Origin of the sequence: Streptomyces carpinensis, from assembly GCF_002154505.1 — a bacterium.
GTDB lineage: Bacteria > Actinomycetota > Actinomycetes > Streptomycetales > Streptomycetaceae > Streptomyces > Streptomyces carpinensis.
In genome coordinates, this window is sequence record NZ_MUBM01000471.1 from 1 (window position 1) to 12,732 (window position 12,732).

General features: G+C 69.0%; 13 protein-coding genes. 5 read left to right on the top strand and 8 right to left on the bottom strand.

Annotated elements, in window-relative coordinates; all coding sequences use genetic code 11:
• Window positions 1-405 (top strand): response regulator transcription factor (locus BZY54_RS43680; RefSeq protein ID WP_143668264.1); only part of this gene is annotated, 405 nt, incomplete at its 5' end.
• Window positions 406-416: 11 nt separating this feature from the next.
• Window positions 417-1,793, top strand: coding sequence for a two-component system sensor histidine kinase CseC (cseC, locus tag BZY54_RS43685; RefSeq protein WP_086730911.1), 1,377 nt, complete (start codon window positions 417-419; stop codon window positions 1,791-1,793).
• A 15-nt stretch (window positions 1,794-1,808) separates the two neighbouring features.
• Here cseC and BZY54_RS43690 read toward each other — a convergent pair whose 3' ends face one another.
• The 3 genes from BZY54_RS43690 to BZY54_RS43700 form a co-directional block, all read right to left on the bottom strand.
• A complete protein-coding gene (locus BZY54_RS43690; RefSeq protein ID WP_086730912.1) occupies window positions 1,809-2,255 on the bottom strand; it encodes a VOC family protein in 447 nt (148 codons plus the stop codon).
• 60 nt (window positions 2,256-2,315) lie between these two features.
• Window positions 2,316-2,762: a helix-turn-helix transcriptional regulator gene (locus BZY54_RS43695; protein ID WP_425276384.1), complete on the bottom strand. Its 447-nt coding sequence runs from the start codon at window positions 2,760-2,762 to the stop codon at window positions 2,316-2,318.
• Window positions 2,763-2,977: 215 nt separating this feature from the next.
• Window positions 2,978-4,579, bottom strand: a complete 1,602-nt coding sequence (locus tag BZY54_RS43700; RefSeq protein WP_086730914.1) for an MDR family MFS transporter — start codon at window positions 4,577-4,579, stop codon at window positions 2,978-2,980.
• A gap of 152 nt (window positions 4,580-4,731) precedes the next feature.
• Between BZY54_RS43700 and BZY54_RS43705 the strand changes: the two genes are divergently transcribed.
• On the top strand, window positions 4,732-5,328 hold the full coding sequence (locus BZY54_RS43705) for a TetR/AcrR family transcriptional regulator (RefSeq protein ID WP_086730915.1): 597 nt from the start codon (window positions 4,732-4,734) through the stop codon (window positions 5,326-5,328).
• A 130-nt stretch (window positions 5,329-5,458) separates the two neighbouring features.
• On the opposite strand, the gene BZY54_RS43710 is transcribed toward BZY54_RS43705, so the two are convergent.
• On the bottom strand, window positions 5,459-6,040 hold the full coding sequence (locus tag BZY54_RS43710) for a M23 family metallopeptidase (protein ID WP_086730916.1): 582 nt from the start codon (window positions 6,038-6,040) through the stop codon (window positions 5,459-5,461).
• Window positions 6,041-6,489: 449 nt separating this feature from the next.
• On the opposite strand from BZY54_RS43710, the gene BZY54_RS43715 reads away from it, so the two are divergent.
• Window positions 6,490-7,149 (top strand): HAD family acid phosphatase, encoded by a 660-nt coding sequence (locus BZY54_RS43715; RefSeq protein ID WP_086730917.1) that lies wholly within the window; start codon window positions 6,490-6,492, stop codon window positions 7,147-7,149.
• Between the two features lie 93 nt (window positions 7,150-7,242).
• On the opposite strand, the gene BZY54_RS43720 is transcribed toward BZY54_RS43715, so the two are convergent.
• Window positions 7,243-9,768: an ATP-dependent Clp protease ATP-binding subunit gene (locus tag BZY54_RS43720; RefSeq protein WP_086730918.1), complete on the bottom strand. Its 2,526-nt coding sequence runs from the start codon at window positions 9,766-9,768 to the stop codon at window positions 7,243-7,245.
• 442 nt (window positions 9,769-10,210) lie between these two features.
• Between BZY54_RS43720 and BZY54_RS43730 the strand changes: the two genes are divergently transcribed.
• Window positions 10,211-10,825 carry an SCO3374 family protein gene (locus BZY54_RS43730; protein WP_086730920.1) on the top strand — a complete coding sequence of 205 codons (615 nt, stop codon included), beginning with the start codon at window positions 10,211-10,213 and terminating at the stop codon, window positions 10,823-10,825.
• A gap of 35 nt (window positions 10,826-10,860) precedes the next feature.
• On the opposite strand, the gene BZY54_RS43735 is transcribed toward BZY54_RS43730, so the two are convergent.
• From BZY54_RS43735 to BZY54_RS43745, 3 genes are all read right to left on the bottom strand, one after another.
• On the bottom strand, window positions 10,861-11,199 hold the full coding sequence (locus BZY54_RS43735; protein ID WP_086730921.1) for a histone-like nucleoid-structuring protein Lsr2: 339 nt from the start codon (window positions 11,197-11,199) through the stop codon (window positions 10,861-10,863).
• Between the two features lie 229 nt (window positions 11,200-11,428).
• Window positions 11,429-11,962 carry an amino-acid N-acetyltransferase gene (locus BZY54_RS43740; RefSeq protein WP_086730922.1) on the bottom strand — a complete coding sequence of 178 codons (534 nt, stop codon included), beginning with the start codon at window positions 11,960-11,962 and terminating at the stop codon, window positions 11,429-11,431.
• A gap of 9 nt (window positions 11,963-11,971) precedes the next feature.
• Window positions 11,972-12,568 carry a BlaI/MecI/CopY family transcriptional regulator gene (locus tag BZY54_RS43745; protein ID WP_244217624.1) on the bottom strand — a complete coding sequence of 199 codons (597 nt, stop codon included), beginning with the start codon at window positions 12,566-12,568 and terminating at the stop codon, window positions 11,972-11,974.
• Between the last annotated feature and the right edge of the window lie 164 nt (window positions 12,569-12,732).

A 12,732-nucleotide genomic window follows, 5' to 3' on the forward strand; every position in this document is an offset into this window, starting at 1 on the left:
GACTACGTGACCAAGCCGTTCGACGGCGCCGTCCTGGTCGCCCGGATCCGCGCGGTGCTGCGCCGCTTCGGGCACGCGAGCGGTGGCCGGGCCGAGGCCGACTCGTCCGCGGTGGACGGCGGGGTGCTGACCTTCGGCGACCTGGAGGTCGACACCGACGGGATGGAGGTGCGCCGGGCCGGGCAGCCGGTGGCGCTCACCCCGACCGAGATGCGGCTGCTGCTCGAGTTCTCCTCCGCGCCGGGCTCGGTCCTGTCCCGGGACAAGCTCCTGGAGCGCGTGTGGGACTACGGCTGGGGCGGTGACACCCGGGTCGTCGACGTCCATGTGCAGCGGCTGCGCACCAAGATCGGCCAGGACCGGATCGAGACGGTCCGCGGCTTCGGCTACAAGCTGAAGGCCTGAGCGGGGCGGTCATGCGGGGGAACACGCGGCGCCTGCTGCCGGAGCGCCTGGAGCACGCGGACATCCGTACGGGGCTGAGGTGGAAGCTCAGCGCGGCCATCGCGCTGGTCGGCGCGCTGGTGGCGATCGCGCTGAGCCTGGTGGTGCACAACGCCGCCCGGGTGTCCATGCTGGACAACGCGCGGGACCTGGCCGACCAGCGGCTCCAGTTCGCGCAGAGCATCTACGAGCGCCCGGGCCGGCGGCCGGCCCCCGCCACCTTCAAGATCGACGATCCGCTGCTGCCCGCCGCGCTGCGGGAGAAGGTCGAGGAGGGCCGGCGGGCCACGTTCGTCACCGACCACCGCGGCGGTGTGCCGGACATCTGGGCGGCCACGCCGATCAAGGGCGGCCACGTGCTCTCCCTGCACACGCACTTCACCGACCGCAGCACGAACATCCTCAGGGACCTCGACCAGGCCCTGATCATCGGCTCCATCGCGGTCGTGCTGGGCGGCAGCGCGCTGGGTGTGCTCATCGGCGGCCAGCTCTCGCGCCGGCTGCGCAAGGCCGCGGCCGCCGCGAACCAGGTGGCCAAGGGCGAGCCGGACGTACGGGTCCGGGACGCCATCGGGGGGGTCGTACGGGACGAGACCGACGACCTCGCACGCGCGGTGGACGCGATGGCGGACGCGCTGCAGCAGCGGCTGGAGGCGGAGCGCCGGGTCACCGCGGACATCGCGCACGAGCTGCGCACCCCGGTGACCGGGCTGCTGACCGCCGCCGAGCTGCTGCCGCCGGGCCGCCCGACGGAACTGGTCCTGGACCGGGCGAAGGCGATGCGCACGCTGGTCGAGGACGTGCTGGAGGTCGCCCGGCTCGACGGCGCATCCGAGCGCGCCGAGCTCCAGGACATCGTGCTCGGCGAGTTCGTCGCCCGGCGGGTGGCGGCGAAGGACCCGGACGTCGAGGTACGGGTGGTGCACGAGTCGGAGGTCACGACCGACCCGCGGCGCCTGGAGCGGGTGCTGTTCAACCTGCTCGCCAACGCCGCCCGGCACGGCAAGCCGCCGATCGAGGTGACCGTCGAGGGCCGGGTCATCCGCGTACGGGACCACGGCCCCGGTTTCCCGGAGGCGCTGCTGGCGGAGGGCCCGAGCCGGTTCCGCACCGGCAGCGCGGACCGCGCCGGGCGCGGCCACGGACTCGGCCTGACCATCGCCGCCGGTCAGGCCCGGGTGCTGGGCGCGCGCCTGACCTTCCGCAACGTACGGCCCGCGGCCGCCCCCGAGCACATTCCGGCCGAGGGCGCGGTCGCGGTCCTGTGGCTGCCGGAGCACGCCCCGACGAACACCGGCAGCTACCCGATCCTGCCCAGCAGGGGAAGTGACAGGGAAGGACCTGCCTGACAGGCCCTACAAGCCCTAGCAGGCCCAGTCCTTGTCCATGTCCAGGCCGCCCTCGCGCCGCTGGGTGAAGGAGAACCAGTTGCCGGAGTCGTCGCGGAAGAGCGCCTCGGTGCCGTAGGGGCGCTCCTGCGGCTCCTGGAGGAACTCCACTCCGCGGTCCTTCAGCCTCTTGTAGTCGCCGTGAATGTCGTCGGTGACCAGTACGCCCGCGCCGAGGGCGCCCTTGGCGACCAGCTTGCGGACCATCTCGGCGGACTCGGGGTCCATCGCGGGCGGGCCGGGCACCATGAGGGTCAGCTCGACGTCGGGCTGGTCCGGGGAACCGACCGTGAGCCAGCGCGCTCCGCCCTCCCCCATGGCCATGTCGGTGCGGACCTCCAGGCCGAGCTTGTGGGTGTAGAACTCCTTGGCCCGGTCCTGGTCGAGGACCCAGATGGTGGTGATGGCGATGCCCTTGATCATGGCTTCTCCGGGGGGGGGTTGCTGGATGGTGTCGCGCTGCCACGGTAGGCGGCCCGGCGGTCAGCCCGCTTCTCGGGAATTGCTCTCTCGCTCCCGGTCCGATCCGGGGCGGAATCCGCCGGCCCAGAGCATGGCGTAGCAGCCGGGTATGAGCGCGGCGCCGCGGCCGACGTGGCGGGCGCGGTACTCGCTCGGGGCGAGCCCGGTCCAGGTCTTGAAGCGGGACGAGAAGGTGCCCAGGCTGCTGAAGCCGACCAGGTGGCAGATCTCGGTCACCGTCAGATTCGCGGTGCGCAGCAAATCCTCGGCCCGCTCAATGCGGCGGTGGATGAGGTACTGGCGGGGCGTCTCGCCGTACGCCTCCTTGAAGGCCCGTATGAAGTGGTAGCGCGAATAGCCGGCGTGCGCCGCCACCGTGTCCAGGTCGAGGTCCGGGTCCGCCCAGTCGCGGTCCATGGCGTCCTTGGCCAGCCGCAGCTGCCGCATCCTGCCCGCCACTGCTTCCATACGGCCGATGGTGGCACGAGCCACTGACAACGGCCGTGAGCAGCGACGCTCCGGCGCACGGGGGGCATGGCGCAACGGACGCACCCGGCGCACGGTGCACGGATCACGGGTGGCGGACCACGGACCCACCGGGGCCCACCGGCGGCACGGCGAAGGCCCCCGGCGGCAGCCGGGGGCCTTCGGTCATGCGGTGACGTACCGGAGGTTCTCGGTTCTCAGACGGCTTCCGCGACGCCCGTCCGGGCCGCCGCGTCGCTCGCCCCCTCCTCGCCCGCGGCCTCGGCCTTGGCCGGTCCCGCGCCCTTCAGCGGCACCTCCTTGACGAACACCGCCGCCACCAGCGCGACGATGCCGACCACGGCGCCCAGCAGGAACGCCGAGTGCGTACCGGCGGACACCGCGTGCTGGTAGGCCTCTCGCGCCACCGCCGGCAGCTTCTCCAGGCTCTTCGCGTCCAGCTGCGCGGACTGCTCCGTCATCTTCGAGCCCAGCGCACCGGCCCGCTCGGCCATGACGTCCTGCACCCGGTTGTTGAACAGTGCGCCCATGATCGCCACGCCGAAGGACGAGCCGAGCGTACGGAAGAGGGTGGTGGACGAGGACGCCACGCCCATGTCCTTCATCTCGACGCTGTTCTGCGCGACCAGCATGGTGATCTGCATCAGGCAGCCCATGCCCGCGCCCAGGACCGCCATGTAGAGACCGGAGGTGAGGCGGGTGGTCTCGGTGTCCATCCGGGACAGCAGGTACAGCCCGGCGATCATCAGAACGCCGCCGGCGATCGGGAAGACCTTGTACCGGCCGCTGTTCGTCGTGACCCGCCCGGCGATCAGTGACACGACCATCATCGCGCCGAGCATGGGCAGGAGCAGCAGACCGGAGTTGGTCGCGGAGGCGCCCTGCACCGACTGCTGGTACAGCGGCAGGAACAGCACCGCACCGAACATCACGAAGCCGGTGACGAAGCCGATCAGCGACATCAGGCTGAAGTTGCGGCTGCGGAAGATGTGCAGCGGCACGATCGGCTCGGCGGCCTTGGTCTGCCAGAAGACGAACCCGACCAGCGCGGCCACGCCGATCGCGATGAGCTCCATGATCCGCGCGGAGGTCCAGGCGTACTCCGTGCCGCCCCAGGTGGTGACGAGCACGATGGAGCTGATGCCGAGGGTCAGCAGGCCGGCGCCCAGGTAGTCGACCCTTGCCTGCGCGCGCTTCTTCGGCAGGTGCAGTACGGCGCTGACCGCGACGAGCGCCACCGCGCCGAGCGGCAGGTTGATGTAGAAGGCCCAGCGCCAGCCCCAGTTGTCGGTGATGGTGCCGCCGACCAGCGGGCCGCCGATCATCGCGAGCGCCATGACGCCGGCCATCATGCCCTGGTACTTGCCCCGCTCCCGGGGCGGGATCAGGTCACCGATGATGGCCATCACGCCGACCATCAGACCGCCGGCGCCGAGGCCCTGAATGGCGCGGAAGCCGATGAGCTCGCCCATGTTCTGCGCCATGCCGCTCAGCGCGGAGCCGGCCAGGAAGATCACGATCGAGGTCATGAAGGCGCCCTTGCGCCCGTACATGTCGCCGAGCTTGCCCCACAGCGGCGTGGCCGCGGCGGTCGCCAGGGTGTAGGCGGTCACCACCCAGGACAGGTGCTGGAGACCCCCGAGCTCGCCCACGATGGTGGGCATCGCGGTGCCCACGATCATGTTGTCGAGCATCGCGAGCATCATCGCGATCATGAGCGCGAGCAGGACGACCCGCACACTCCTGGGCTGTTCGCCGGCCAAGCCGGCCTCTGTCTCGGATTTCGGTGCGTCCGCCATCGTTCCTGCTCCCCCAGCTACTCTTTCCCTACTTACTTGCCGCCCGGCAAGTTACTGCACTCTGGAAGGTAGAGCTTTACTAGCCGGGCGTCAAGTAAGTTTCCCCTGACCGGTCGGCAGGTAGGTTCCCAGGGAGCGCAAGGAGTACGAGGATGGGCGGCACGATGGACGGCACCAAGCAGCGGCGCCGCGGAAACACCCGCCAGCGCATCCAGGACGTGGCGCTCGAACTCTTCGCGGAACAGGGCTACGAGAAGACCTCCCTGCGCGAGATCGCCGAGCGCCTGGACGTCACGAAGGCGGCCCTGTACTACCACTTCAAGACCAAGGAAGAGATCATCGTCAGCCTCTTCGAGGACCTGACGCAGCCGATCCAGGACCTGATCGAGTGGGGCAGGCAGCAGCCGCACACCTTGGAGACCAAGCAGGAGATCGTCCGCCGCTACAGCGACACGCTCGCCGGAGCCGCGCCGCTGTTCCGCTTCATGCAGGAGAACCAGGCGACGGTGCGGGAACTGCGCATCGGCGACACCTTCAAGGACCGGATGCGCGGCCTGCGGGACATCATCATCGACCCGGAGGCGGGCCTGGCCGACCAGGTGCGCTGCGTGAGCGCCCTGTTCACGCTGCACGCCGGCATGTTCGTCATGCAGGACCTGGAAGGCGATCCCGAGGAGCGGCGCAAGGCCGTCCTCGAGGTCGCCATCGACCTGGTCACCCAGGCCGACCAGGGCGCCCACGGATCCTGACGGGGCGACGGCGGCGACGGTACGCGCACAGCAGCGCACCGCCGCCCCGCTGATGTCAGCGGGGCGGCGGTGCGGGCAGGTGTTCGGCCGGTCGGCCGTGGGCCCTGCGAGCCGGACCTCAGGCCCTCGCTCAGACGTTCACGCCGTGGGCGCGCAGGAAGGCGACCGGGTTGACCGCGGAACCGTAGTTCGGGGTCGTACGGATCTCGAAGTGCAGGTGCGGGCCGGTGGTGTTACCGGTGTTGCCGGACTTGGCTATGTGCTGACCGGTGGTGACGACCTGGCCGACCTTCACGTCGATGCGCGAGAGGTGGGCGTACTGGGAGTACTGCCCGTCACCGTGCTTGACGACGATGGCGTTGCCGTAGGCGGGACCGTCGCCGCCGCCGTTGGAACCGGCCTTGACGACCGTGCCGCCGTGCGCGGCGACGACGTCGGTGCCGACCGGCACGGCGAAGTCCTGGCCGCTGTGCTTGTGCATCCAGTGGCTACCGCCCTGGTCGAAGCTGGCGGTGAGGGTGTAGCTCTTCACCGGGTCGACCCAGGCGGCGGCCGACTTGGCGACGGTGGCGGTGGGGGCCGCCGCGGTCTCGGCGGCGGACGCTACTCCCGCACCCATGGCGGCCGAGACTCCCAGACCGGCGGCCAGGACGGCGGCGCGGGTACGGAACTTGGTCGCACGGGCGGAACGGGACGTGGCGCGCTGGAACATCGAAACCTCGGGGTGTGGGGGACATGAGAACCACCCGGAGGCTCGTGCCTTCGCCGGGCGGGCCCCACCTTGGTAACCCGCCCGGTCACCGGCCTTCAAACACCCCCACTACGACGCAATGTAGTAATAGCGCCCAGTGACTTACATCTCTTGACAGTCCTCCTATTTAGGACAAAACCCCCGTAAAGGCACCATGTGCGGGCATTCTTAGACGCCGAATGCCCGATTCACCTGGTCGCGTCCCCACTAAGCGCCGTAGTACGGACGGCATCGCCTGTGCGCCATGTCACCGGCGAACGCCCTTAGGGCCCACCTCCGTGTGACGGACCCCACGTGGCGCGCGTCTCAGCAGAGTTACCGTCCAGTAATCATCCGGTTCCCCTTCCGCCACCCCGACGCACGAGCATGCTCACAACAAACAGCTGCGTCACGGCCGCGAGAGGACCCCCATGACCACAGGCACCTGGACGCGCCGCATCGGCATGACCGCCGTCGCCACGGTCGCCGCCGCATCGCTGGCCGCGCCCGTCGGCGCGCAGGCCGCGACGGAGAAGCCGGCAGCCGCCACGCCGCGCGCCGGCACCACGGCCGGCGTCACCGCCGCCTCGTCCGGGAAGGTCGACTACGCCACCTGGCAGAAGGACTGCCAGGCCGTGATGGACCAAGCCCTGCCCTACCTGAAGCAGCGCGTCGCCAACGCCCGGCCGGGCGAGAAGCAGGCCATCGTGTTCGACGTCGACAACACCACCCTGGAGACCGACTTCGGCTTCAGCTTTCCGCAGCCGGCCAACAAGCCCGTGCTGAAAGTCGCACAGTACGCCCAGGAGCACGGCGTCTCGCTGTTCTTCGTGACCGCCCGCCCGGGCATCATCAAGGCGCCGACCGAGTACAACCTCGAGTACGACGGCTACGACGTCGACGGCCTCTACGTCCGCGGCCTGCTCGATCTGTTCCAGAACGTCGCCGACTACAAGACCGCACAGCGCGCCGCCATCGAGACCAGGGGTTACACGATCATCGCGAACGTCGGCAACAGCGCCACCGACCTCTCCGGCGGCCACGCCGAGAAGACCTTCAAGCTGCCGGACTACGACGGCCGGCTGTCGTAGACCTGGGACCGGGGCTGTCCGTCCCCAGGCATGCGAAAGGGGCCGGTGCCCGAAGGCACCGGCCCCTTTCGGTCGGCTCTGCGGCCGTGGCGCTTACGCGTCCTTGCTCAGGTTCGGCCCGGCTCCGCCGGCCGCCTGCTCGATCGGCGGGACGTCCGGCAGCGCCGACTTCTCCTCGCCGCGGAAGGTGAAGGTCTGGCTGTCGCCCTCGCCCTCCGTGTCCACGACCACGATGTGACCGGGACGCAGCTCGCCGAAGAGGATCTTCTCCGACAGCGAGTCCTCGATCTCCCGCTGGATCGTCCGGCGCAGCGGCCGGGCGCCCAGGACGGGGTCGTAGCCCTTCTTGGACAGCAGCTCCTTGGCGGACTGGGAGAGCTCGATGCCCATGTCCCGGTCCTTCAGACGCTCGTCCACCTTGCTGATCATCAGGTCGACGATCCGCAGGATGTCCGCCTGCGTCAGCTGCGGGAAGACCACCACGTCGTCGACGCGGTTGAGGAACTCGGGCCGGAAGTGCTGCTTGAGCTCGTCCTGGACCTTGTTCTTCATGCGCTCGTAGTTGGTCTTCGTGTCACCCGTGGCCGCGAAGCCCAGGTTGAAGCCCTTGGAGATGTCCCGGGTGCCGAGGTTGGTCGTCATGATGATGACCGTGTTCTTGAAGTCCACGACCCGGCCCTGGGAGTCGGTCAGGCGACCGTCCTCCAGGATCTGCAGCAGCGAGTTGAAGATGTCCGGGTGGGCCTTCTCGACCTCGTCGAAGAGGACGACCGAGAACGGCTTGCGGCGCACCTTCTCCGTCAGCTGACCGCCCTCCTCGTAGCCCACGTAGCCGGGGGGCGAACCGAAGAGTCGCGACACCGTGTGCTTCTCGCTGAACTCCGACATGTCGAGGGAGATCAGCGCGTCCTCGTCGCCGAAGAGGAACTCCGCGAGCGCCTTGGACAGCTCGGTCTTACCGACACCGGACGGACCGGCGAAGATGAACGAGCCACCCGGACGCTTCGGGTCCTTCAGACCGGCACGCGTACGGCGGATCGCCTTGGACAGCGCCTTGACGGCGTCGTTCTGGCCGATGACCCGCTTGTGCAGCTCCTCCTCCATGCGGAGCAGGCGGCTGGACTCCTCCTCGGTCAGCTTGAAGACCGGGATGCCGGTGGCCGTGGCGAGGACCTCGGCGATCAGCTCGCCGTCGACCTCGGCGACGACGTCCATGTCGCCGGCCTTCCACTCCTTCTCCCGCTTGGCCTTGGCGGCCAGGAGCTGCTTCTCCTTGTCGCGCAGGGAGGCGGCCTTCTCGAAGTCCTGCGAGTCGATCGCGGACTCCTTGTCCCGGCGGACGGCGGCGATCTTCTCGTCGAACTCGCGCAGGTCCGGCGGCGCGGTCATCCGGCGGATACGCATCCGGGAGCCGGCCTCGTCGATCAGGTCGATCGCCTTGTCCGGCAGGAAGCGGTCCGAGATGTACCGGTCGGCCAGGGTGGCGGCCTGGACCAGCGCCTCGTCCGTGATCGAGACGCGGTGGTGCGCCTCGTACCGGTCACGCAGACCCTTGAGGATCTCGATCGTGTGCGGCAGGGACGGCTCGGCGACCTGGATGGGCTGGAAGCGGCGCTCGAGGGCGGCGTCCTTCTCCAGGTGCTTGCGGTACTCGTCCAGGGTGGTGGCACCGATGGTCTGCAGCTCACCGCGGGCCAGCATCGGCTTCAGGATGGAGGCCGCGTCGATGGCGCCCTCGGCGGCACCCGCACCGACCAGCGTGTGCAGCTCGTCGATGAACAGGATGATGTCGCCGCGGGTGCGGATCTCCTTGAGCACCTTCTTCAGGCGCTCCTCGAAGTCACCGCGGTAGCGGGAGCCGGCGACCAGCGCGCCGAGGTCCAGGGTGTAGAGGTGCTTGTCCTTGAGGGTCTCGGGCACCTCGCCCTTGACGATGGCCTGGGCGAGGCCCTCGACGACGGCGGTCTTGCCGACGCCGGGCTCACCGATCAGCACCGGGTTGTTCTTGGTACGGCGGGACAGCACCTGCATGACCCGCTCGATCTCCTTCTCGCGCCCGATGACCGGGTCGAGCTTGGACTCACGAGCGGCCTGGGTGAGGTTCCGGCCGAACTGGTCGAGGACCAGGGACGTCGAGGGGGTGCCCTCGGCAGGGCCGCCCGCGGTGGCGGTCTCCTTGCCCTGGTAACCGGAGAGCAGCTGGATCACCTGCTGCCGCACCCGGTTGAGATCAGCGCCCAGCTTGACCAGGACCTGGGCGGCGACGCCCTCGCCCTCACGGATCAGGCCGAGCAGGATGTGCTCCGTGCCGATGTAGTTGTGGCCCAGCTGAAGAGCCTCGCGGAGCGACAGCTCCAGGACCTTCTTGGCACGGGGGGTGAAGGGAATGTGGCCCGATGGCGCCTGCTGGCCCTGGCCGATGATCTCCTCCACCTGCTGGCGGACCGCCTCGAGCGAAATCCCGAGGCTCTCAAGGGCCTTGGCGGCGACACCCTCACCCTCGTGGATCAGGCCCAGGAGGATGTGCTCGGTGCCGATGTAGTTGTGGTTGAGCATCCGGGCTTCTTCCTGAGCCAGGACGACAACCCGCCGCGCGCGGTCGGTGAACCTCTCGAACATCGTTAATCGCTCCTCAGAGCGGTCAGGCAGTGGGGGGAACTTCCCCTCCCTGTCCTTCCGCAGCTTAGTCCCGCAAGCGGGGACCGCTCATTCCAACTGCCGACACCGTCGATGGCCTCCTGACCCCGAACGCCGACATCTGCCACAACCCGATGGTGCGAGACGATGTTCCCGCAGGCCAGGCAGTTACCCCAGTCGCCAGTACGCCGATGGCGAACGTGAGACTCCTTTGCTCGGGTGTGGCCTGCGTGTCGTCCCCTCCCACTAGGCATGTCTTACCCGCAGGGGCTGACACTCCATGCGGCGCGCATCCGGTTCCCTCCGCTATGGGCGAACAACCTTGCGCCCTTTCCCGCCTCCGCGCGCCCCCGCGTTCGATACTCAGCGCACATATAGAGCAACCCAGCGTAACCCGGGCGGTCTTTTGGCGGTTGCACCTGGCATGGTCGGCAGCCTTCCCACGCTTCCGGTTCCGGTTCCCTCGCCCCGTCGGCCGCTCGGCCCGGGCGGCGGCAGGGCGCGGCACTGGTACGAGAACGAACTGGGCTGGGCGACGGTGCCCGGAACACCGCTGCGCCTTGTCGTGGGTCACCACTTCGACGTCCTGGACGTCCCGGTCGAGGCCGGACGTGCGGCACTGCGCCATCTGGGTCCGGCTTCTCCGGTGGCCGTGCAAGGGGACCGGATGCGGCTGCCGGTGGCCGCGGGCAGCGCGGAGGAGCTGCCGGGACTGCTCCAGTGGCTGGACTGGTCCGCGGTGGACCTTGACCTGGTGGTGCTGGGTGCGGGCGCGCTGATGGAGGCGCCAGAGCCGCCCTTCACCGGGCCGGCCGGAGCACCGCCGCCCACCCGGGGCCGCTCCTGTTCACAGGGGGCCGCGGTGTGGTTGCGGCCCCCCGAGCCTGGGTGCGAGGCCTGGACCTCGCTGCCGACGCTGTCGGCCATGGGGGGCAGTGGGGGCGCCCCCGATCTCGTACGGGTCGTGGAGACGGTGGCGACGCACTGCCACCGGCTCCGGTTGCGCCGCGCTCGCACGCGGCCGCAGGCCTTCTCCTAGGCCTTGTGCCATCGGCTCGCCGGCCGTTGACCTCGTCAGGCGTTGGCCTTCTCGTAGGCCTCGCGAATGGACGCGGGAACGCGGCCGCGGTCGTTGACCTCGTAACCGTTCTCCTTCGCCCAGGCGCGGATCTGCGCCGTGTCCTGGCTGCCGCCGGCAGCGGCGGCACGCGCCTTTCCGCGACCGCCCGAAGCGCGGCCCCCGGTACGACGTCCGCTCTTGACGTACGGCTCGAGAAGGCCACGGAGCTTGTCCGCATTGGCGGTGGTGAGATCGATCTCGTATGTCTTGCCGTCCAGCGCGAACGTCACGGTCTCGTCCGCCTCGCCGCCGTCGAGGTCGTCGACAAGAAGGACCTGAACCTTCTGTGCCACCGGATTTCCTTTCATCGATAACGTGAGGGCCGGGGTTGGTCGGCGTCCGCCGTTTCGCCGCCCCTTGTTATATGCAGTACTGCAGTACGTCGGAAAGCAAACCGCTTTTGCGGGAAAAACACAAACCCCTGGGAGAGACCGGACCCTCGCCCTCGACCGGAAACATGCGCGTTTCGGACATAGGGGTTCCCCCGGGTTCCCTCTGGGTTCCTCCGGCCGTCCCCGGCGATCACAGATGCAGAAGCATCCGGCTGTTGCCCAAGGTGTTCGGTTTCACTCGTTCGAGACCGAGGAACTCCGCGACACCCTCGTCATAGGAACGCAGCAGCTCCGCGTAGACGTCGGTGTCGACGGGCGTCTCACCGATCTCCACGAAGCCGTGCTTCCCGAAGAAGTCGACTTCGAAGGTCAGGCAGAATACGCGGCGAACGCCGAGCCAGCGCGCGGTCTGCAGCAACTTCTCCAGCAACTGATGGCCGACGCCGGCGCCCTTGAGGCCCGGCTTCACCGCGAGAGTGCGCACTTCCGCCAGGTCTTCCCACATCACGTGCAGTGCGCCGCAGCCGACGACCTCGGCGTTGTCGTCCCGTTCGGCGACCCAGAACTCCTGGATGTCCTCGTAAAGCGTCACCGTCGCTTTGTCGAGCAGGATGCGCCGGCGGACGTAGGTGTCCAGCAGCCGGCGCACGGCCGGGACATCGCTGGTCCGGGCCCGCCGGACGGTGATGGCTTTTGCGGAGACTTCGGGGCGCTCTGCGGACATGAGCGGACGCTATCGCCCGCGGTCGCCCTGTGCCGAGCCAGGGTTCTGGTCGCCGGTTTCGGGGGCATCGGCGGTTTCGGCGGGCGCGGCGGCTTCAGCGCTATCCGGGACTTCGGGGACTTCGCCCACGACTTCGGGTGCCTCTTCGCCGCGCTCTTCGGCAGGCTCTGAGGCGGACTCTTCGCCGCGGCCTTCGGCCACACCGTCCGCACTGCCTTCCGAACGGCCCTCGGGTCCGCCCTGCGCTCTGCGTTCTGCGGCGCCTTCCGAGCGGACTTCCGTGGTTCCCTCGACGATCCGTACGGCATCTCGCAGGGCCTGTCGCTGTTCCTCGCTCATCATGCCGAAGAAGGCGACGAGAGCGGCGGCCGCGTTGTCGCTCTGGGACCAGGCGTCGTTCATCAGTGCGGCGGCGTAGGCGGCCCGGGTGGAGACCGCCTCATATCGATAGGCCCGACCCTCGGCTTCGCGGCGTACCCAGCCCTTCTGATGGAGGTTGTCCAAAACGGTCATCACCGTGGTGTACGCGATGGACCGTTCCCGCTGAAGGTCTTCCAGGACTTCTCGGACGGTCACCGGGCGGTTCCACTTCCACACCCGCGTCATGACCGCGTCTTCGAGTTCTCCCAAGGGGCGAGGCACAACACCGACCTTAATGGCAGATCTCGGTCATTGCGTGCCAGACGTGCGCTTCAACGATGAGCGCGAACAAAAAGGGCGTACGACTCCGCGGCACCATGCGTCTGTGTCGCGGAGTCGTACGCCCTTTT

Excerpts from the sequence above, each read along its gene's own strand:
- cseC (WP_086730911.1), top strand. The coding sequence starts at position 417 with ATGCGGGGGAACACGCGGCGCCTGCTGCCGGAGCGCCTGGAGCACGCG.
- BZY54_RS43690 (WP_086730912.1), bottom strand. The coding sequence starts at position 2,255 with ATGATCAAGGGCATCGCCATCACCACCATCTGGGTCCTCGACCAGGAC.
- BZY54_RS43695 (WP_425276384.1), bottom strand. The coding sequence starts at position 2,762 with ATGGAAGCAGTGGCGGGCAGGATGCGGCAGCTGCGGCTGGCCAAGGAC.
- BZY54_RS43700 (WP_086730914.1), bottom strand. The coding sequence starts at position 4,579 with ATGGCGGACGCACCGAAATCCGAGACAGAGGCCGGCTTGGCCGGCGAA.
- BZY54_RS43705 (WP_086730915.1), top strand. The coding sequence starts at position 4,732 with ATGGGCGGCACGATGGACGGCACCAAGCAGCGGCGCCGCGGAAACACC.
- BZY54_RS43710 (WP_086730916.1), bottom strand. The coding sequence starts at position 6,040 with ATGTTCCAGCGCGCCACGTCCCGTTCCGCCCGTGCGACCAAGTTCCGT.
- BZY54_RS43715 (WP_086730917.1), top strand. The coding sequence starts at position 6,490 with ATGACCACAGGCACCTGGACGCGCCGCATCGGCATGACCGCCGTCGCC.
- BZY54_RS43720 (WP_086730918.1), bottom strand. The coding sequence starts at position 9,768 with ATGTTCGAGAGGTTCACCGACCGCGCGCGGCGGGTTGTCGTCCTGGCT.
- BZY54_RS43730 (WP_086730920.1), top strand. The coding sequence starts at position 10,211 with ATGGTCGGCAGCCTTCCCACGCTTCCGGTTCCGGTTCCCTCGCCCCGT.
- BZY54_RS43740 (WP_086730922.1), bottom strand. The coding sequence starts at position 11,962 with ATGTCCGCAGAGCGCCCCGAAGTCTCCGCAAAAGCCATCACCGTCCGG.
- BZY54_RS43745 (WP_244217624.1), bottom strand. The coding sequence starts at position 12,568 with ATGACGCGGGTGTGGAAGTGGAACCGCCCGGTGACCGTCCGAGAAGTC.